The organism is Rhizobium sp. P28RR-XV (genome assembly GCF_012641385.1).
Lineage (GTDB): Bacteria > Pseudomonadota > Alphaproteobacteria > Rhizobiales > Rhizobiaceae > Rhizobium.
Genome location: NZ_JABAIG010000010.1, coordinates 276,141 through 294,839, shown reverse-complemented (window position 1 = coordinate 294,839; position 18,699 = coordinate 276,141). Strand labels below are relative to the sequence as shown.

Here is an 18,699-nt window from a genome sequence, read left to right as displayed (position 1 = left end):
TTGACGATGCCGCCGCGCTTCTCCCACCCCCTTGCGCTCACGCAGGGGGATCCGGCTGGCATAGGCCCCGACATCACGCTCGCCGCCTGGCTGCGCCGCGGCGAGCTCGATCTCCCCCCCTTCCTGTTTCTCGGCGACGCGGGCATTCTTGCGGCGCGCGCTGCGCAGCTCGGCTTGACCGTGCCCCTGAAGGTAGTCGATGCGGCGACCGCCTGCGGCATCTTTCGGGATGCGCTGCCGGTCCTGCCGATCGAGGCCGGAATGAGCGTCATTGCCGGCGAACCGCATGTCGCCACCGCCAAAGGCACGATTACAGCCATAGAAATGGCTGTGTCGCTCTGCATGAGCGGCCAGGCATCCGCTGTCGTCACCAATCCGATTGCCAAATCGGTGCTCTATGACGCCGGCTTCGGCTTTTCCGGCCATACGGAATTCCTCGCGGATCTCGCGACGCGCGCAACCGGAAAACCAGTCATGCCGGTCATGCTGCTCGCCGGTCCGAAGCTCCGCGCCATCCCCGTCACCATCCACATTCCCCTGAAGGATGTGCCGCAGGCGCTGAACTCCGACCTGATCGTCGAGACCTGCCGGATCACTGACCATGACCTGCGCCACCGCTTCGGCATTTCCAAGCCGCGCCTCGCGGTTGCCGGCCTCAATCCGCATGCCGGCGAAAACGGCGCGCTCGGCAAGGAGGACGATGAGATTGTCCGTCCCGCGATCGACATCCTTCGCGGCGAGGGCATCGATGCTTTCGGTCCCCTGCCCGCCGACACGATGTTCCACGACGAGGCCCGGCAGCGCTATGACGTCGCTATCTGCATGTATCACGATCAGGCACTGATCCCGGCCAAGGCACTCGGCTTCGACGATTCCGTCAATGTCACGCTCGGCTTACCCTTCGTCCGCACGTCCCCGGACCACGGCACGGCATTCGGCATCGCCGGCAAGGGCATCGCCAAGGAGGACAGCCTTGTCGCGGCCCTCAGATTGGCGAGCGAAATCAGCGGCAAGACCGGAAGCGCTCACTGATGGCCGCACTGGATGGTTTGCCACCCCTTCGCGATGTGATCCAGCGGCACGGCCTCGATGCGCGCAAGGCGCTCGGCCAGAACTTTCTTCTTGACCTCAACCTGACGCAGAAGGTCGCCAGAACGGCCGGATCGCTGAAAGGCGTAACCGTCTTCGAAGTCGGTCCCGGACCGGGCGGCCTGACGCGGGCGATCCTGGCGCTCGGCGCGGCCAAGGTCATCGCCGTCGAGCGCGATGCACGCTGCCTGCCGGCGCTGGCGGAAATCTCAGATCACTATCCCGGCCGGCTTGAGGTGATCGAGGGCGATGCGCTGAAGACCGATTTTGCGGCCCTTGCACCGGAAGGACCGGTCAGGATCATCGCCAACCTGCCCTACAATGTCGGCACGCAGCTTCTGGTCAATTGGCTGCTGCCCGGACACTGGCCTCCCTTCTGGCAATCCCTGACCCTGATGTTCCAGAAGGAAGTCGGGCAACGGATCGTTGCGCAGGAGGATGATGACCATTATGGCCGGCTTGGCGTGCTCTGCGGCTGGCGGACGGAGGCTCGCATGGCCTTCGACGTGCCTCCACAGGCCTTCACGCCACCGCCGAAGGTAACCTCCACGGTGGTGCATCTGACGCCGAGAGAAAACCCGATCCCATGCGACGTCGGCAAACTCGAAAAGGTCACGCAGGCCGCCTTCGGCCAGCGTCGGAAGATGCTGCGCCAGAGCCTGAAGCCGATCGGCGGCGAGGCGCTTTTGCTGAAGGCGGAGATTGATCCGCAGCGCCGCGCGGAAACGCTTTCCGTGGAAGAATTCTGCCGGCTGGCAAACTGCCTTTGATTGGATCGGAGCTTCCGATCGGGATCAGAATTTCTGATCGGGATCAGAGCGTCGGTGTCTCTTCCAGCAGGTCGCGAACGAAATCGAACATGCCATGCCGCCGGTCGCGGCGCAGGCGCTCGGCCTTGACGATGGACTGGACGGCGTTGAAGGCCAGGGTCAGATCGTCGTTGACGATGACATAGTCATATTCGCGCCAATGGGCGATCTCGGCGCGCGAATTGGCAAGACGTCTGGCGATCACCTCTTCGGAATCCTCGGCGCGGCGATGCAGGCGCGATTGCAGCTCGGTCATGGTCGGCGGCAGCACGAAGATGGAAACGACATCGGCCGGCATCTTCTCCTGCAGCTGCTGGGCGCCCTGCCAGTCGATATCGAAAAGCATGTCGCGACCTTCGGCCATGGCCACCTCTACCGGCTCGCGCGGCGTGCCGTAGAAATTGCCATGCACCTCGGCCCATTCCAACAGCGAGTCGGAATCGCGAAGGCGCTCGAACTCACGCTGCGAGACGAAATGATAATGCACGCCTTCGATCTCGCTCGGCCGCCGCTGTCGGGTCGTAACGCTGACAGAAAGGCTGACTTCGCCGTCTTTCTCCAGCAGGTTACGCGCGATCGTCGACTTGCCTGCGCCGGATGGCGAGGAGATGGCAAGCATCAGCCCCCTGCGGGCGATCGGAATGGATGTGGATGTCGCCGGCTTCATGGCCTACTCCAAATTCTGGACCTGTTCGCGGAACTGGTCGATAACCACCTTCAGCTCGATGCCGGCGGCGGTAACCGCCGCTGCATTCGACTTCGAACAGATAGTATTCGATTCACGGTTAAATTCCTGTGCAAGAAAATCGAGCTTGCGGCCGACAGGGCCACCCTTGGAAATAAGATCGCGTGCGGCGGCCACGTGCGCTTTCAGACGATCGACTTCCTCGCGCAGATCCGCCTTGGTGGCGAGAAGAGCAGCTTCGGCATGCAGCCTGTCGCGGTCGAGGGCCGAGGAGCCATCCAACAGCATGGAAACCTGGGTCGCCAGTCTGGCGGCAATCTCCTGCGACGAACGGGACGGATCGCGCTCGACGGTCGATGTCAGCGTCTCGATGGTCGAGACTTGGCCCAGCAGAACCTTGCCAAGCGCCTCGCCTTCCTGCCGACGCATGTCACGCAGATCGCCAAGCGCTGTTTCGAGACCCGCCATGATATCGGCATCGCGCGCGGCGAGCGCCTCTTCGTCTTCCTCGGCTTCCTTGAACTCCACGAGACCGCGCACGGCCATGAGGCTCTCCAGCCGCAACGGCGCGGGATCGACGATGCCGGCAAGCTGATCGCGCAGCGCCAGGACCGCCGCCAGCGCTTCCTGGTTCACAACGACCTCGACGCGGCTCTCCTCGACCGACAGTGACAGGCTGACCTGAAGATTGCCGCGGGAAAGCCGGTCGGCGATCGATTTGCGGATATCGGCCTCCAGACGCTCCAGGCCCGGCGGCAGGCGCAGACGGATATCCAACCCCTTGCCGTTCACCGAACGCAGCTCCCATGCCCAGCGACCGCGACCGCTGGTTCCCTCACGCCGGGCAAAGCCGGTCATGGACTGCAATGCCATGCAAGCCTCCGATAGTTCCTATCCCCAATCCGCCGAAAATCTTCGCATTATGGGTCAATGTAAAGTGAATCCGCGCCGCGCTTCTTATCGAGGCTACGGCGCAGCAAGGATCAGTTGGTCTTTTTCTTCTGCTGGGTACCCGAGCCAGGGGCGACGGCAGCGTCGTCCGGCTGGCCGTCCACGGCAATGGCGTTAGGGTCTTCACCCTTTTCGGCAACGAGCTTGCGCCAGCGCCGGACATTGGCATTGTGCTCATCCAGCGTGGCGGCAAAGACATGGCCGCCGCTGCCGTCGGCAACGAAATAGAGATCCTGCGACTTCCAGGGATTGGCGACGGCTTCCAGCGCATCCTTGCCCGGATTTGCGATCGGCGTCGGCGGCAGCCCCTTGATGACGTAGGTGTTGTAAGGCGTGTCCTTCTTCAGATCGGACTGATAGATGGGACGATCGGCCGGCTTCCCTTCGCCGCCGAACAAACCGTAGATGACGGTCGGATCCGACTGCAGGCGCATGCCCTTGCCGAGGCGGTTCAGGAAGACGGAGGCGACATGGGCGCGCTCGTCGGCAAGGCCCGTCTCCTTCTCCACGATGGAGGCGAGCGTGATGAAGTCCTGCTTGCTTGCCAGCTGCACGCTTGGGTCACGCTTTTCCCAGACCTGGTCGACCAGCTTCGTCTGCGCCGCCGCCATCTGCTGAATGATTTCAGCACGCTTCGTGCCGCGCGTGAACTTATAGGTATCCGGCCGCAGGCTGCCTTCCGGCGGCAGCGCCGACGGCAGATCGCCTTCCAGCACGACATCGGCCTGCAGCTTATTGAACATCTGCCGCACCGTCAGTCCCTCCGGCAAGGTGACCGAATAGAGGATCGATTTGCCCGACTTCAGCAGCTCCATGATGTCCTTCATGGAGGCGCCGGCCTTGATCTCATATTCACCGGCGCGAAGGGTCTCGCCATCATGCAGATAGGTAGCCGTCAGCCAGCGGAAAATCCGCTCATTGGTGATGATGTTGTTGGATTCCAGGCGATTGGCGATCTCGCCGAGGCCTGCGCCATTGCGCACGATGAAATTCGTATTGGTCGTCAGCGGGCCGGGGCTTTGATAGGTCGAAAATGCATAATAGGCACCTCCGACCGCGACAACAGCGACAAAAACCGCCAGCGTCATCAGGAAGTTCAGGAAGATAACCATCTGGCTACGAGCCTTGCGCGAGCGCTTCGGCGGATCCGGAACACGCTCCGGACGCAGGGCTTCATTAGCCGATTTCGGGATAATCGGCCCTTTCTGCCCATTCGAAGTTCCGTTGCTCTGGTTCGTATCGCTCACCGGCAATCCCTTCCTTTTTGTGATTGCCTGCTCTTTGGCCAAGCAATGCGGCAAAAAACAGGTTCAGAAGATAAGGCGGAACCCGTCAGGTCCCGACTTCGACCGATCAGACATCGCCACGAGACATCCGCGGTTTACGGACGCACGGCAATATTTAGAGCGGAGCGCAGGCTCGCCGCGAATGCTCCCGCTTTGAAGTTACGCGCCGTTATTATGCCTCATAGCGGCGCAGGACAAGCGACGCATTCGTGCCGCCGAAGCCAAAGGAGTTCGACAGCGCGACATTGATCTCGCGCTTGCGGGCCTTGTGCGGAACGAGATCGACAGCGGTCTCGCGTTCCGGATTATCCAGGTTAAGCGTCGGCGGAGCAATATTGTCGCGAATGGCAAGCGTAGCGAAGATCGCTTCGATCGCGCCGGCTGCCCCCAGGAGGTGACCGGTCGCCGATTTGGTCGAAGACATCGAAATCTTCGACGCGGCATTGCCGACCAGCCGCTCGACCGCGCCGAGTTCGATCGTATCGGCCATGGTCGATGTGCCGTGGGCATTGATGTAGTCGAGATCGTCGGGGGTCAGTCCAGCGCGCTTCAGAGCCGAGGTCATGCAACGGAGTGCGCCCTCGCCATCCTCGGACGGTGCTGTAATGTGATGAGCGTCACCGGAAAGACCGTATCCCACAACTTCGGCATAGATCTTGGCGCCGCGTGCCTTGGCGTGTTCCAACTCCTCGAGAACGACGACACCGGCGCCCTCGCCCATGACGAAACCGTCACGGTCGCGATCATAGGGGCGGGAAGCTTTCTGCGGCGCATCATTATAATCCGTCGACAACGCCTTGCAGGCGGCGAAGCCGGCAAGTGAGATACGGCAAACCGGAGCTTCGGCGCCGCCAGCGACCATCACGTCGGCATCGCCGAGCATGATCAGCCGGGCAGCATCGCCGATCGCGTGGGCGCCTGTCGAGCATGCGGTAACGACGGCGTGGTTCGGGCCGCGCAGCTTGTGGCGGATCGAGACCTGACCGGAAACAAGATTGATGAGACGGCCGGGGATGAAGAAAGGCGAGATGCGGCGCGGCCCCTTGTCGCGCAGCGTGTAGCCGGCTTCGACGATACCTTCGAGGCCGCCGATGCCGGAGCCGATCATGACGCCTGTGGCGATCTGATCCTCATCCGCTGCCGGGTGCCAATTCGCATCGGCCAGCGCCATGTCGGCCGCGGCCATGCCATAGATGATGAAGGGGTCGACCTTGCGCTGTTCCTTCGGCTCCATCCAATCGTCAGCGTTGAACGTGCCGTCGGTACCGTCACCGACGGGAATGCGGCATGCGATCTTTGCCGCGAGGTCTTCGACCTCGAATTCGGTTACGAGGCGTGCGCCGTTCTGCCCAGCGAGCAAACGCGTCCAGGACACCTCCGTGCCACAGCCCAAAGGTGATACCATGCCGGTACCCGTGATAACGACACGTCTCATCGCCCGCAGACCCCCGTCTTTTTATAATGATATGCGTATAAAATCGCTTCGTCCGGCTGCGCTGGACGAAATAGGGCGGACTCTTCAGCCCGCCCCTTCAAAAAGCGCGAAAGATTAGGCCTGGGCCTTCTCAATGAACTTTACCGCGTCGCCGACCGTCAGGATCGAGTCAGCAGCGTCGTCGGGGATTTCAACGCCGAATTCTTCTTCGAAGGCCATGACCAGTTCGACCGTGTCGAGCGAGTCCGCGCCCAGATCGTCGATGAAGCTTGCGCTCTCAACAACCTTGTCGGCGTCAACGCCAAGATGATCAACAACAATTTTCTTTACGCGTTCTGCGATATCGCTCATGTCGGTTTCCTCGACCTTATGTCCTGATCAGAATGCCCTGTGACATCCCTACCTAATTCAAGCCTGCAGCATCTGTCCTGACGCCGCTGGCAAACCCGTTCAACCCGGCACTGAGATCCGGTCGAGCCGCCTTGAGCGCGGCGCCGTCCGTCTGCATTTTCGGGACGACTGTTCACAGTCATGGCCCGCTTAACACGGTTTAAGTCCGTCGCAAAGCCAGAAAATAGCCGGCTCCGGGTTGCTCAACATGCTATTGGAGGGAAAGTTCCCTTCAACGAGCAATTCCGTTTAGATCATCGCCATGCCACCGTTGACGTGGATCGTCTGGCCCGTGACGTAGCTGGCTTCAGAGGAGGCAAGATAGGCGACGGCCGAGGCGACTTCCTCACCCGTGCCCATGCGTCTCATGGGAATGGCGCCCATGATGGCTTCCTTCTGCTTGTCGTTCAGCTTGCCCGTCATCGCGCTTTCGATGAAGCCGGGGGCGACGCAGTTGACCGTGACGTTGCGGCTCGCGATTTCCTGCGCAAGCGACTTGGTGAAGCCGATCATGCCGGCCTTGGAGGCGCAGTAGTTCGCCTGTCCGGGGTTGCCGGTCACGCCGACGACGGAGGTGATGTTGATGATGCGGCCATAGCGGCGGCGCATCATCGGATGGGTCAGCTCGCGGGTCAGACGGAAAACCGCGGTGAGGTTGACTTCCAGCACGGCATCCCAATCCTCGTCGCTCATGCGCACGAACAGGCCGTCCTTGGTGATGCCCGCATTGTTGACGAGGATATCGACGCCGCCGAGCTCCTCCTCCGCCTTGGCACCGAGCGCCTTCACTTCGTCACGTTCGGACAGGTTGGCCGGGAAGATCTTGACGCGATCGCCGAGTTCGGAGGCCAGCGCCTCCAACTTTTCGACGCGCGTGCCGTGCAGGCCGACGATCGCGCCCTGCTTGTGCAGGAGCCGGGCAATTTCTTCGCCGATGCCGCCGGATGCACCGGTTACCAGGGCCTTGCGGCCGGTCAAATCAAGCATGTGTGTCCCTCGTTCCTTAATCTATCAGCCGAGCAATGCGGCGAGCGCCATGTCGATATCAGCGGCATTGTTGACGGCAATGCCGTTGACCGATTTATCTATACGACGAGCGAGGCCCGTCAGCACCTTGCCGGCGCCAATTTCATACAATGTCGTCACATTGTTGGCAGCGAACCATTCCACCGTCTCGCGCCAACGCACTTGGCCGGTGACCTGCTCGACAAGAAGCTTGGCGATCTCTTCGGCATCCGTGACCGGAGCAGCCCGGACATTGGCGACAACAGGCACGACCGGATTGGCCTTGGCGACGCCGGCAAGCGCCTCGCGCATCGCTTCGGCGGCCGGGGTCATCAAAGCGGAATGGAAAGGTGCGGAGACCGGCAGCAGGATCGCGCGCTTGGCGCCTTTGGCGGTCGCAAGCTCCGCGGCCTTCTCGACCGGGGCTTTCTCGCCGGAAATGACGATCTGGCCGCCGCCATTATCGTTGGCGATCTGGCAAGCGCCGAGCGCGGAGGCTTCAGCACAGACTGCGGCGACATCGGCATGTTCGAGCCCGATGATCGCGGCCATGGCGCCGACGCCGACGGGGACTGCGGCCTGCATGGCGTTGCCGCGAATGCGCAGCAGGCGTGCCGTATCGGCAAGCGAGAAGGTGCCTGCGGCACAGAGCGCGGAATATTCGCCGAGCGAATGACCGGCGACATAGGCGACCTTGCTCTTCAGGTCGAAGCCGCGAGCCTGCAGCACCCGGATGACGGCAAGCGACACGGCCATCAGCGCCGGCTGCGCATTGGCCGTGAGGGTCAGCCTGTCTTCCGGACCGTTGAAGATGACGTCGGAGAGCTTTTCACCGAGCGCTTCATCGACTTCCTCGAAGACGGCGCGCGCCTCGGCGAAATTGTCGGCAAGGTCCTTGCCCATGCCGACGGCCTGGCTGCCCTGGCCGGGAAATGTGAAAGCAACAGTCATTATAAAGCGTCCTTTTGGGGGTCGTTTTGCTTCCCAATGACATTGTTTGCGCCGGAGTCAATAGCGCAAGCCCTTTCGCCAATGGCTTTTGCGCCTGCGAAACGCAATGATTTTTCCCTTGCGCTCGCTCAGATCGGGCCTAAATTCTCGCGACCTCATTCATTTTGGCTTTCTCCCATCCCCCAAGGTTTTCCCATGAAATATAAGAATTTAGGCCGTACCGATATTTCCGTTTCGCAGATTTGCCTGGGCACGATGACCTGGGGCACGCAGAACAGCGAAGCCGAAGCGCACGAGCAGATGGACTATGCTGTTCAGAAGGGCATCAATTTCTTCGACACGGCCGAAATGTATCCGACGACGCCGGTCGGGCCGGAAACTCAGGGCCGCACGGAAGAGTATATCGGCACCTGGTTCGAAAAGACCGGCAAGCGCAAGGATATCGTGCTCGCCACAAAAGTCGCCGGCCCTGGCCGCGAGTATCTGCGCGGCGGACAGGGCGCCGATGCGGCCAATATCCGCGCCGCGATCGACGCCAGCCTGAAGCGGCTGAAGACCGACTATATCGACCTTTATCAGGTCCATTGGCCGAACCGCGGCCATTTCCATTTCCGTCAGAACTGGCGCTACAATCCTTTCAACCAGGATCGCGACAAAGTGGCCGCCGAGATCACCGAGATCTTGGCGACGATGGGCGAGTTGGTAAAGGCCGGCAAAATCCGCGCCATCGGCCTGTCGAACGAAACGACCTGGGGCATCCAGAAATATCTGACGATTTCCGAGCAGAAGGGCCTGCCGCGCGTCGCCACCACGCAGAACGAGTACAATCTGCTCTACCGGCATTTCGACCTCGATCTGGCCGAATTGTCTCATCACGAAGATGTCGGGCTGCTCGCCTATTCGCCGCTCGCCGGCGGTATCCTCAGCGGCAAATATGTCGGCGGCGCCCGCCCGGCCGGCTCGCGCGGCTCGATCAACCTCGACATCGGCGGCCGCCTGCAGCCGCTGCAGGAACCGCCGGTAAAGGCCTATCTGGAAATCGCCGCCAAATACGGCATCGATCCTTCGAAGCTGGCACTTGCCTATTGCTTCACCAAGCCCTTCATGGCTTCCGTCATCATCGGCGCCACGACGATGCCGCAGCTTGAGACCGATATCGCCGCCGCTTATGTGACGCTGCCGGAAGAGGCACTCGCTGAGATCGAGCAGGTGCATCGGAAGTATCCGATGCCGATGTGAGGCATGAAAGCGCTCCGCCGCCGGCGGAGTCCCTCAGAATGCCAGATATGAGAGCGAAACATCCCGCGCAGGTCATCTACTGCGCGGTCTTCGGCGCAATCGCCAATTCGGAACCATGGGCTTCGCGCAACTCGTCCTGTCCTTTCACCCGATCCTTTGCCTTGTGCAGCAGGATCGACCGGTAGCCTTCCGAACTCCGTCCCTCGATCAAGGTGACATCGGCATTTCCCGGATTGTCCGAACGCTCGAACCAATCGACCGGGTGATGTAGGAAGTTCATCTCGAAGGCCCGGTTGGTGACGCCGTGGCCGACGATGATGACATTGTTTCTGCCGCTTTCGGCGTCGTGCATGACGGTCTGCAGGAACAGGCGCAGGCGCTGGGCGACATCGGCGCGGCTCTCGCCATCCGGCGGCCGCGCATAGAACTTGCCGTTGTTGTTGCGCAGCCTTGCCCATTTCTCGAACTCGTCGGGAAACTTCCGCCTCTGTTCGGCACGGTCGTAGATTTCGGTGAAGAGCCCGAAGTCCTGTTCACGCAGCAGGTAATCCTCCCTCGCATCCTCGATCAGATCGGCCGGCAGAACCTCCAGCAAGGCATCCTTGCTCTGTCGCGTCCTCAGGAAGGGCGAATACCAGACGCTCAGCTTGCGCAGCTCGACGGCCGGCACTCCTTTCAGATAGGCTGATATCGCCTGGCCCGCCTGCAGCACCTGGCGATATCCCCACTCGGTCAGCGGAACATTGTGATCGCCGAACTGCCGATAGGACCGATCGTCAATATTGCCGAGGGATTCGCCGTGCCGAACGAGAAAGATGCGCATGAACCATCCCTATTGCTGCAATTCGCCACTCATCATATGGGAGAGTACGGCCGGTGCAACGCTGCGGCAGGCGGAAGCTCACGATTTGACCTGGGCTTCGACGCCACTCCCAGGCAAAACGGCATAATTTCGCTCGCACCCTTGCCTTTCGGAGAAAAATCCGTATAAGCCGCCCTGTTCGCAACCCGGTCTTCTGGCTGGTGGCTGAACGGAGGGCCGGTTCTTCGCAGGGAGAATCGTCGGAACGGAAGCGTTCCAGCCTCCCGTGTCTCCGCTCTCGACCGTCTCGGAAACGCTTTTCTTGCTTGGGGTTATCCCTCTCAGGAGCAGTCGTTGAGGCTTAGCCGCCGAATACCGGGTTCAGACCAACGCAAGAAAGGCACAGCTATCCATGGCTCTTTACGAACATGTATTCCTTGCCCGACAGGATATTTCCGCTCAGCAGGTCGACGCCCTTGTAGAACAGTACAAGGGTGTTATCGAAGCTCACGGCGGTAAAGTCGGGCGTATCGAAAACTGGGGCCTCAAGTCCCTCACCTACCGCATCAAGAAGAACCGCAAGGCTCATTACGCCCTGATGGACATCGATGCTCCGGCTGCCGCGATCCAGGAAATGGAACGCCAGATGCGCATCAGCGAAGACGTCCTGCGTTACATGACGATCGCTGTCGAGAAGCACGAAGACGGCCCGTCGGCCATGATGCAGAAGCGCGACCGCGACGACCGTCCGCGCCGCGATGGCGACCGCCCGGAGCGCAGCTTCGGCGATCGTGGTCCGCGCCCGGATCGTGGTGACCGCGAAGACCGTCCGCGCCGTCCGCGCGAAGACCGCGTATAAGGAGATTTGAGAATGTCTGAAGTTTCCTCCGCACCGGTCCGCCGCCCGTTCCATCGCCGCCGCAAGACCTGCCCGTTCTCGGGTGCCAATGCGCCGCGCATCGACTACAAGGACGTTCGTCTCCTGCAGCGCTACATTTCCGAGCGCGGCAAGATCGTTCCTTCCCGCATTACGGCCGTTTCCCAGAAGAAGCAGCGCGAACTCGCCCAGGCGATCAAGCGCGCCCGTTTCCTCGGCCTGCTGCCCTACGTCGTCGCCTAATAGCGGCCGACGCAGAATGAATTAGAGGGAAGGCAGCGATGCCTTCCCTCCTCCCTTTCGCGATGGGCGCGGATCGGAACCTTGAAACCCCATGTTGGGGACGGCTTTCAGGCCCGAGTGGCGAAGGCATCCTCTAACTGCTCGATCATGAAGCAGGACAGCGACGTGAAGAAGTTGAATGCAAAAGAGCTTGGTATCGGCGCGCTCGCCGGTCTGACCGCCGCCCTACTCGTGTATGGCGCGACTACTCAGCCTTTGCTGTTTATCCTGTTCGGCGCGCTTTCCGCCCTCCCTATCCTGATCGTCGGTCTCGGCTGGGGCAACGTGGCCGTCATTGTCGCTGTCGTGGTGGCAAGTGTCATCGGCGCCGTCTGGCAGTCGATATATTTTGGAGTGTTTACACTCGTACTGACGCTGATACCGGCCTGGCTCAGCCATCTCGCCAATCTGGCGCGTCCGGCTTCCGAGCTCGGCGGCCCGGACCACCTGATGGCCTGGTATCCGCTCTCCGACATTATGCTGCATCTCTGCGGCCTCACGGCAGTAACCGTCATCATCGCCGGCGCGGTCATGGGCTACAATGCCGATCTGGTCGGCCAGGTGGTCGACGCCTATCTCAACGCGGTGAACCAGCAATCTCCCGACCTTCAGCTCGATCCGGTCGCGATCGCAAAGATGAAGTCGCTGATGCTCTACATGATCCCGATCGCCTGGGGGGTCATCTGGGTCATGATGCTGCTCGCTGCCTATTACGTGGCAATCCGCATCGTTGCAGCTTCAAAGCACAGTCTGCGCCCACGGGAGGATATCCCCTCGTCACTGCGCATGAATCGCAACGCGATCTTCGTCTTTCTCGTGGCGATCGTCGCCATGTTCTTTGGCGGTGTGATTGGCCTGATCGCCGCCGCCGTCCTCGGCGCTTTCGGTGCCGGCTTCATCACTTCCGGCTTTGCGTCGCTGCACTACCAGACGCGCGGCAAGGACTGGCGCATACCCGTGCTTGTCCTTTGCTATCTGACGTCATTCCTGCTGACGTTGCCACTCCTCATCATCCTTGTTCTCGGCCTCTACGATACCCGCAAGGCGATATCGCTGACCCCGAACAAGAATGCCGATACACCCAAAACAACAGACACGAAAATCTGACATCGAAAGGAACAAGAAAATGGAAGTCATTCTTCTCGAACGCATCTCCAAGCTCGGCCAGATGGGCGAAACCGTCAAGGTTCGCGACGGCTTTGCCCGTAACTACCTGCTGCCGCTCGGCAAGGCGCTGCGCGCCAACGCCGCCAACAAGGCTCGTTTCGAAGCCGAGCGCGCAACGCTCGAAGCCCGTAACCTCGAGCGCAAGAGCGAAGCCCAGAAGGTTGCCGACGTTCTCGGCGGCAAGTCCTTCATCGTCGTTCGCTCGGCTGGCGAAACCGGCCAGCTCTACGGTTCGGTCGCGGCTCGTGACGTCGTCGAAATCCTCGCCGCCGAAGGCTTCAACGTCGGCCGCAGCCAGGTTCACATGAACACGCCGATCAAGGCCATCGGCCTGCACGATGTTGCGATCGGACTTCATGCTGAAGTCGAGATCACGGTCAAGCTCAACGTTGCCCGCTCCGCCGAAGAAGCCGAGCGTCAGTCCAAGGGCGAAACCCTCACCTCCGCCGACGCCATCTACGGCGTTGACGAAGACGCGCTGCGTCCGGAAGACTTCTTCGATCCGGAAGCCGACGGCAACGCTGAAGACGAAGCTTGATCTTCAAGCCTTCGCAGGATTGCGAATGAAGAAGCCTGGGTCTTTCGGCCCAGGTTTTTTTTTGTTTGAAAGGACAAAGCGCACCTTTCGATCAATCGCTGGTCTTGGGCTCCGGCAATGGAGCCGACTCCTTGTCGATCGAGACGACGACGGACATGCCGGGCGCCAGATTATCCGTCAGGGATTGGCCGTCTTCGATCTTGATCCTGACCCCGATACGCTGGGCAACCTTGGTAAAATTGCCCGTGGCGTTGTCTGGCCTGATGACGGCGAATTCGGAACCCGCCGCCGGAGAGAAGCGCTGGATGCGGCCGTTGATCTGGCGATGACCGAGCGCATCGACAGCGATGGTGGCGGGCTGATCGAGCTTCATGCCGTCGAGCTGCGTCTCCTTGAAATTGGCGATGACCCAGACATCCTTCGGCACCAGCCCCATGAGCTGTGTACCGGGGGTCACATATTGGCCGAGGCGCACACCGACTTCGCCGACACGGCCATCCTGCGGCGCCCTGATCGTCGTATTGTCCAGATCGATATCGGCAAGCTGCACGGCAGCCTCAGCCCCGCTGACACCGGCTTCGAGCGATGCACGGTTGACAATGATGGTCGTCAGGTTCTGCTGGGATACATCAAGGGCTGCCTTCGCCTGGTTCAGCGCGGCCTGGGCCTGCTGCAGCGTCGCCTGGGCCTGTTCGGAATCACTTGTCGTCGATACGCCCCTGGCGACCAGCGTCGTCACGCGATCGGCGGCAAGCTGGGCGCGCTTGAGCGCTGCATTGGCGCTATCGATCTGCGCCTGGCTTGAAACGATGCCGGCCTTCGCCGCCTGCTCCTGCTGCTGCGAATTGGCGAGCGCCGCCTTCTGTCCGGCAAGTGTCGCGTGCGCCTGCGCCACCTTCTGCTTGTAGATGCGATCGTCGATCTGGGCGAGCACGTCGCCCTCCTTGACGAGCTTGTAGTCCTTGATCGGCACGTCGGTGACATAGCCGCTGACCTGGGGGCTGATCGTCGTGACATAGCCTTTGACATAGGCGTCGTCGGTGGTTTCGACGGAGGTTTTGAATGGCGGCAGATGCCAGGCATAGAGCACCAGCATGACGCCGCCGATGCCGGCGAGAACCGCGATGACTTCGATGGGGGAGCGAACGAGCCTCGACATGGAGCTATTTCATATCCTCATGAGTTAGATGTCACGACCTCAGCCCGATCGTCGGCCAGGCGAGCCCTGATGAAGCGGAAGAAGACATGGATTGAGAGGCCGGCAAGCGACAGGAAGGCGATTACGGCGGCAAGGAAGAAGGCATCTCCATAGGCGAGCATATTAGCCTCGCGGCTCACCTGGGCGCCGAGCAGCGCCAGCCCTTCCCCCTTCAGGAGCGCGCTATCCCCGATCACCTTGCCATAGGAAGACGAAAGCCGGCTGACGCGATCAGCTACATGCGGATCGGTCAGCAGCACACGTTCGGTCAGAACGGCCGAATGGAACTTCTCGCGAATGGTGATCAGCGTGCCGTAGAAGGCCGAGCCGATGAGACCGCCGACACTCTGCGTGAAGGTGAAGACGACAAAGAAGGTCACCAGATAAGGCGGCCCTTTGGTTATGGCCGCCTTGAAACCCTGAGACATGGAAGGCGGCAGGAACAGGGCCGCGCCGCCCGCCATCAGCGCCTGGCTGAGATACATCTGTTCCGGTCGGGTAAGGTTCGTCACCTGCGAATCCATCAGCGCCCCGGTTCCCATCAGTATGAGCGCGACGAACTGGATCTGCCAGCTGAAGCCATAACTCATGAATACCGTACAGATGAGGCCGCCGATGATGGAGAAGGCCAGAATGATCCAGTAGAGCGTTGCGAGCTGATCGTAGAGCAGTCCGACGGCGTTCTGATAAAAGGTCATGATGACCGAGGTCTGCTCGGCGGCGATGAGGCGGAAGATCAGAAGGATCGCCGTCAGGTGCAGAATTTCCGGGCGGAGCAGCCAGCGAACGTCGATCAGCGGCGTCGATCGCCTCAGCTCGACGACGATGGCGACGGTCAGGGACGCGACGGCAATCGCCAATACGACCCCCAGCCACGGCACTTCCAGCCACCAGTAGAGGCGCCCGACCGATAGGGCGACCGCCAGGCAGCCGAAGCCGATCGCGACAAGCAGGTAGCTGAAGATATCGCCTAAGACGATGACCTTGACGCGCGGCGGCGGCGTAAGCGGCAAGAGATAGATGATCGGCATGACGAGCAGCGCCAGCGCCATCTCAAGCGTATAGAGGCCGCGCCATTCGCCGTAATCCAGCAGCGAAGGCGAGACGAGGCGGGTGATGGGAGCGGCAAGCAGCGTATTCATCATCGCCAGGCTGACGCCGATCGTCATCTTCTTCGCCGGCTCGAAGGCCTCCAGCATGTAGAGGAAGCCCAGCGTCGAAAGCGGCGCTGCGGCGATGCCGCTGAGGAACCGGACGACGATCGCCGAATGCAGGTCGGAAACGAAAAGATTGAGCAGCGAGGCAAGCACGAAGCCGAGAATGCTGACCTCGGCGAAATTGCGCACGCCGTATTGCAGGCGGATCTTTACGAGCGCGATGGCGAGGCTGACATTGGGCGCCATATAGGCGGCGGAAAGCCATGCGGATTCGGTGGTCGTTGCCGCGATGGTTCCCTGGATCTGGGTCAGATTGGCGAAAGCGAGATTGAGACCCAGGCCCTGGGTCAGAAAGAACATGACGGATGCCGCAATATAGAGCGGCACTTTCCAGCCCGGCATAGGCGGTGGAGCGGGTGGGACGGCGTTGGCTTCCGCGTTGGCGACCAGGCCCGGATCACCGCTCATGCACTACCTCATGATTTGCCCACATTCTGGAGGTTCGCCGTCATGGCGCGGACAACCTTGAGCGCCACGCCGACATCCTCGTCCGAAATGCCTTCCAAGATATCCGCGCGCACGCCGGTGGCAAGGGCCTCGACCTCGGCGGCGACGAGTTTTCCAGCTTCGGTCATGAAGATCTGCTTGGCGCGGCGATCCGCCAGGGCGGCACGGCGCTCGATGAAGTTCTGCGCCTCCATAGCATCGAGGATGCGCACGAGCGTCGGCGTTTCAAGCTCCAGTTCGTCGGCGAGTTCCCGTTGGTTGATGCCGTCCCGACGGGAGAGTTTGCGAAAAACCCTGGCGCGGGAAAGAGTCATGCCGTGTTCGCGAACGAGCGCGTCAAAGGCCGCCCTCAGCTTGCGATTGAATGCAGAAAGGTCGTCGAAAAACTCTTGTCTTGATGGCGCACCGGACATTATTGCAACTTTATACTATTAGCATCCTACCCTAATTAATAGGGAATAACCGGATTTCCGTAGCTTTTCAAGCATGATAGCCGCAACAATTGATGTACACGGCGAAAGACCCGGCTAAAATATTCCCCACAGATAGTTTGCTACGTGATTCGTGTGTCGATCTTTGCGTTGCAAAGTGGCGACAAGGGATTTTTTAAGTGGCGGAAACTTGTCCCTGTGGACGAGTGGAACAATGTTGATAGCCAAGGCCGATTTATTCCGTTCGCCCTGCCCTGCGCATTTGCTTGGTTGACCATGACATCGGATCGTCGCAAACCAGTCGACACCCTAAAGTACGAAGAGATGGAAAATGAACGAAGCTGCGCGCAAGCTCGCCGCCATTGCTCCCGCCGAACAGCACTATCGCGAAGCGCCCAACAATATCGAAGCGGAACAGGCTCTTCTCGGCGCCATCCTCGTCAATAACGATGCCTATTACCGCGTCTCCGACTTCCTCAAGCCCATTCATCTTTACGAGCCGCTGCACCGGAAGATCTTCGAGGTCGCCGGCGACATCATCCGCATGGGCAAGACCGCCAACCCGGTCACCATCAAGAACTTCCTGCCGGCGGAGGAAAAGGTCGGCGACATGACGGTCGCCCAATATCTTGCACGTCTCGCCGTCGAAGCCGTGTCGATCATCAATGCGGAGGACTACGGCCGGGCCATCTACGACCTGGCGCTGCGCCGGGCGCTGATCACCATCGGCGAAGACATGGTCAATATCGCCTACGACGCGCCGCTCGACATGCCGCCGCAGACGCAGATCGAGGATACCGAGCGCCGATTGTTCGAACTCGCTGAAAACGGCCGCTACGATGGCGGTTTCCAGGCGTTCAACGATGCCGTCGCGCTCGCGATCGACATGGCGGCCGTTGCCAAGGAGCGCGACGGCGGTCTTTCGGGCATATCCACGGGCATCCATTCGCTCGACAGCAAGATGGGCGGCCTGCAGCGCTCCGACTTGATCATCCTTGCCGGCCGCCCCGGCATGGGCAAGACCTCGCTTGCCACCAACATCGCCTACAATATCGCCGCCTCCTTCGAAGGCGAGGTTCAGGCGGACGGTTCCACCAAGGCAAAGAACGGCGGCGTCGTCGGCTTCTACTCGCTGGAAATGTCGTCCGAACAGCTCGCGACCCGTATCATCTCGGAGCAGACGGAAGTCTCCTCGTCAAAGATCCGCCGCGGCGACATCAACGACGCCGATTTCGAGAAGCTGGTGGCATGCTCGATGATGATGCAGAAGGTGCCGCTCTATATCGACCAGACCGGTGGTATCTCCATCGCCCAGCTTGCCGCCCGCGCCCGCCGACTCAAGCGCCAGCGCGGCCTCGACGTTCTCGTCGTCGACTACGTCCAGCTGATGACCGGCTCCAAGAAGGCCGGGGAAAACCGCGTTCAGGAAATCACCGAAATCACCACGGGCCTGAAAGCCCTCGGCAAGGAGCTCAACGTTCCGATCGTTGCGCTCTCCCAGCTCTCGCGTGCCGTCGAAAGCCGCGAAGACAAGCGGCCGCAGCTCTCCGATCTGCGTGAATCCGGCTCGATCGAGCAGGACGCCGACGTGGTGCTCTTCGTGTTCCGCGAGGAATACTATGTGAAGAACGCCGAACCACGCGATGTGAACGATCCGAAATATGCGGAATGGGAAGCACAGTTCGAGCGCGTGAAGGGCACGGCCGACGTCATCATCGCCAAGCAGCGCCACGGACCGACGGGCACGGTGCGCCTCGCCTTCCAGTCGGAATTCACCCGCTTTGCCGATCTCGCCGATTCCTCCTTCATTCAGTATGAGGAACACTGACGACCGCGCTTTGCGGCGCACATGTGCGCCGCAGCACTTTTTCTTTTCATCGATGACCAGTATCCTGGCCGG

General features: G+C 60.9%; 19 protein-coding genes. 8 read left to right on the top strand and 11 right to left on the bottom strand.

Translation table 11 applies throughout. The annotated features are described in order from the left end of the window. The first annotated feature begins 6 nt into the window (after positions 1-6). The gene (gene pdxA / locus HGP12_RS22575) at positions 7-1,032 is read left to right on the top strand and encodes a 4-hydroxythreonine-4-phosphate dehydrogenase PdxA (protein WP_168842135.1); all 1,026 of its coding nucleotides are present in this window, start codon (positions 7-9) and stop codon (positions 1,030-1,032) included. Next, complete coding sequence (gene rsmA, locus HGP12_RS22570; protein WP_168842134.1) at positions 1,032-1,859, top strand: 16S rRNA (adenine(1518)-N(6)/adenine(1519)-N(6))-dimethyltransferase RsmA; 828 nt, start codon at positions 1,032-1,034, stop codon at positions 1,857-1,859. The genes pdxA and rsmA overlap by 1 nt, the downstream gene beginning before the upstream one ends. Positions 1,860-1,902: 43 nt before the next feature. Here rsmA and gmk read toward each other — a convergent pair whose 3' ends face one another. From gmk to fabD, 7 genes are all read right to left on the bottom strand, one after another. Beyond that, a complete protein-coding gene (gene gmk, locus HGP12_RS22565; protein WP_168842133.1) occupies positions 1,903-2,565 on the bottom strand; it encodes a guanylate kinase in 663 nt (220 codons plus the stop codon). 3 nt (positions 2,566-2,568) lie between these two features. Further along, positions 2,569-3,456 carry a YicC/YloC family endoribonuclease gene (locus tag HGP12_RS22560; protein ID WP_168842132.1) on the bottom strand — a complete coding sequence of 296 codons (888 nt, stop codon included), beginning with the start codon at positions 3,454-3,456 and terminating at the stop codon, positions 2,569-2,571. A gap of 110 nt (positions 3,457-3,566) precedes the next feature. Continuing rightward, positions 3,567-4,781: an endolytic transglycosylase MltG gene (gene mltG / locus HGP12_RS22555; RefSeq protein ID WP_168842131.1), complete on the bottom strand. Its 1,215-nt coding sequence runs from the start codon at positions 4,779-4,781 to the stop codon at positions 3,567-3,569. Positions 4,782-4,992: 211 nt separating this feature from the next. Further along, positions 4,993-6,255, bottom strand: a complete 1,263-nt coding sequence (gene fabF / locus HGP12_RS22550) for a beta-ketoacyl-ACP synthase II (RefSeq protein ID WP_168842130.1) — start codon at positions 6,253-6,255, stop codon at positions 4,993-4,995. Between the two features lie 114 nt (positions 6,256-6,369). Next, positions 6,370-6,606 carry an acyl carrier protein gene (locus HGP12_RS22545; protein ID WP_004122114.1) on the bottom strand — a complete coding sequence of 79 codons (237 nt, stop codon included), beginning with the start codon at positions 6,604-6,606 and terminating at the stop codon, positions 6,370-6,372. A 288-nt stretch (positions 6,607-6,894) separates the two neighbouring features. Then, a complete protein-coding gene (fabG, locus tag HGP12_RS22540; protein ID WP_168842129.1) occupies positions 6,895-7,632 on the bottom strand; it encodes a 3-oxoacyl-[acyl-carrier-protein] reductase in 738 nt (245 codons plus the stop codon). Between the two features lie 24 nt (positions 7,633-7,656). Further along, on the bottom strand, positions 7,657-8,601 hold the full coding sequence (gene fabD / locus HGP12_RS22535; RefSeq protein WP_168842128.1) for an ACP S-malonyltransferase: 945 nt from the start codon (positions 8,599-8,601) through the stop codon (positions 7,657-7,659). A 195-nt stretch (positions 8,602-8,796) separates the two neighbouring features. Between fabD and HGP12_RS22530 the strand changes: the two genes are divergently transcribed. Continuing rightward, positions 8,797-9,840, top strand: a complete 1,044-nt coding sequence (locus tag HGP12_RS22530; RefSeq protein WP_168842127.1) for an aldo/keto reductase — start codon at positions 8,797-8,799, stop codon at positions 9,838-9,840. Between the two features lie 76 nt (positions 9,841-9,916). Here the strand turns inward: HGP12_RS22530 and HGP12_RS22525 are convergent, their stop codons facing one another. Further along, positions 9,917-10,663: a histidine phosphatase family protein gene (locus HGP12_RS22525; protein WP_168842126.1), complete on the bottom strand. Its 747-nt coding sequence runs from the start codon at positions 10,661-10,663 to the stop codon at positions 9,917-9,919. A 391-nt stretch (positions 10,664-11,054) separates the two neighbouring features. Between HGP12_RS22525 and rpsF the strand changes: the two genes are divergently transcribed. From rpsF to rplI, 4 genes are all read left to right on the top strand, one after another. Continuing rightward, positions 11,055-11,501, top strand: a complete 447-nt coding sequence (gene rpsF, locus HGP12_RS22520) for a 30S ribosomal protein S6 (RefSeq protein ID WP_015339354.1) — start codon at positions 11,055-11,057, stop codon at positions 11,499-11,501. Positions 11,502-11,513: 12 nt separating this feature from the next. Continuing rightward, a complete protein-coding gene (gene rpsR / locus HGP12_RS22515; protein WP_004122103.1) occupies positions 11,514-11,762 on the top strand; it encodes a 30S ribosomal protein S18 in 249 nt (82 codons plus the stop codon). Positions 11,763-11,927: 165 nt separating this feature from the next. Continuing rightward, entirely contained in the window at positions 11,928-12,908 is a 981-nt protein-coding gene (locus HGP12_RS22510) for a DUF2232 domain-containing protein (protein WP_168842125.1), read from the top strand. Between the two features lie 19 nt (positions 12,909-12,927). Continuing rightward, the gene (gene rplI, locus HGP12_RS22505) at positions 12,928-13,506 is read left to right on the top strand and encodes a 50S ribosomal protein L9 (RefSeq protein ID WP_168842124.1); all 579 of its coding nucleotides are present in this window, start codon (positions 12,928-12,930) and stop codon (positions 13,504-13,506) included. A gap of 91 nt (positions 13,507-13,597) precedes the next feature. On the opposite strand, the gene HGP12_RS22500 is transcribed toward rplI, so the two are convergent. Genes HGP12_RS22500 through HGP12_RS22490 form a run of 3 tightly spaced genes read right to left on the bottom strand, consistent with a single transcriptional unit; the run spans position 13,598 to position 16,781 of the window. Then, the gene (locus tag HGP12_RS22500; protein WP_168842123.1) at positions 13,598-14,665 is read right to left on the bottom strand and encodes an HlyD family secretion protein; all 1,068 of its coding nucleotides are present in this window, start codon (positions 14,663-14,665) and stop codon (positions 13,598-13,600) included. A 17-nt stretch (positions 14,666-14,682) separates the two neighbouring features. Further along, on the bottom strand, positions 14,683-16,329 hold the full coding sequence (locus HGP12_RS22495) for an MFS transporter (protein ID WP_168842122.1): 1,647 nt from the start codon (positions 16,327-16,329) through the stop codon (positions 14,683-14,685). A gap of 8 nt (positions 16,330-16,337) precedes the next feature. Then, positions 16,338-16,781, bottom strand: coding sequence for a MarR family winged helix-turn-helix transcriptional regulator (locus HGP12_RS22490; RefSeq protein WP_168842121.1), 444 nt, complete (start codon positions 16,779-16,781; stop codon positions 16,338-16,340). 349 nt (positions 16,782-17,130) lie between these two features. Here HGP12_RS22490 and HGP12_RS22485 point away from each other — a divergent pair, with 349 nt between their 5' ends. Further along, a complete protein-coding gene (locus HGP12_RS22485) occupies positions 17,131-18,627 on the top strand; it encodes a replicative DNA helicase (RefSeq protein ID WP_168842120.1) in 1,497 nt (498 codons plus the stop codon). Positions 18,628-18,699: the final 72 nt, after the last annotated feature.

Bases quoted from the DNA above. Each gene is read 5' to 3' on its own strand.
- pdxA (WP_168842135.1), top strand. From the start codon at position 7: ATGCCGCCGCGCTTCTCCCACCCCCTTGCGCTCACGCAGGGGGATCCG.
- rsmA (WP_168842134.1), top strand. From the start codon at position 1,032: ATGGCCGCACTGGATGGTTTGCCACCCCTTCGCGATGTGATCCAGCGG.
- gmk (WP_168842133.1), bottom strand. From the start codon at position 2,565: ATGAAGCCGGCGACATCCACATCCATTCCGATCGCCCGCAGGGGGCTG.
- HGP12_RS22560 (WP_168842132.1), bottom strand. From the start codon at position 3,456: ATGGCATTGCAGTCCATGACCGGCTTTGCCCGGCGTGAGGGAACCAGC.
- fabF (WP_168842130.1), bottom strand. From the start codon at position 6,255: ATGAGACGTGTCGTTATCACGGGTACCGGCATGGTATCACCTTTGGGC.
- HGP12_RS22545 (WP_004122114.1), bottom strand. From the start codon at position 6,606: ATGAGCGATATCGCAGAACGCGTAAAGAAAATTGTTGTTGATCATCTT.
- fabG (WP_168842129.1), bottom strand. From the start codon at position 7,632: ATGCTTGATTTGACCGGCCGCAAGGCCCTGGTAACCGGTGCATCCGGC.
- fabD (WP_168842128.1), bottom strand. From the start codon at position 8,601: ATGACTGTTGCTTTCACATTTCCCGGCCAGGGCAGCCAGGCCGTCGGC.
- HGP12_RS22530 (WP_168842127.1), top strand. From the start codon at position 8,797: ATGAAATATAAGAATTTAGGCCGTACCGATATTTCCGTTTCGCAGATT.
- HGP12_RS22525 (WP_168842126.1), bottom strand. From the start codon at position 10,663: ATGCGCATCTTTCTCGTTCGGCACGGCGAATCCCTCGGCAATATTGAC.
- rpsF (WP_015339354.1), top strand. From the start codon at position 11,055: ATGGCTCTTTACGAACATGTATTCCTTGCCCGACAGGATATTTCCGCT.
- rpsR (WP_004122103.1), top strand. From the start codon at position 11,514: ATGTCTGAAGTTTCCTCCGCACCGGTCCGCCGCCCGTTCCATCGCCGC.
- rplI (WP_168842124.1), top strand. From the start codon at position 12,928: ATGGAAGTCATTCTTCTCGAACGCATCTCCAAGCTCGGCCAGATGGGC.
- HGP12_RS22500 (WP_168842123.1), bottom strand. From the start codon at position 14,665: ATGTCGAGGCTCGTTCGCTCCCCCATCGAAGTCATCGCGGTTCTCGCC.
- HGP12_RS22495 (WP_168842122.1), bottom strand. From the start codon at position 16,329: ATGAGCGGTGATCCGGGCCTGGTCGCCAACGCGGAAGCCAACGCCGTC.
- HGP12_RS22490 (WP_168842121.1), bottom strand. From the start codon at position 16,781: ATGTCCGGTGCGCCATCAAGACAAGAGTTTTTCGACGACCTTTCTGCA.
- HGP12_RS22485 (WP_168842120.1), top strand. From the start codon at position 17,131: ATGAACGAAGCTGCGCGCAAGCTCGCCGCCATTGCTCCCGCCGAACAG.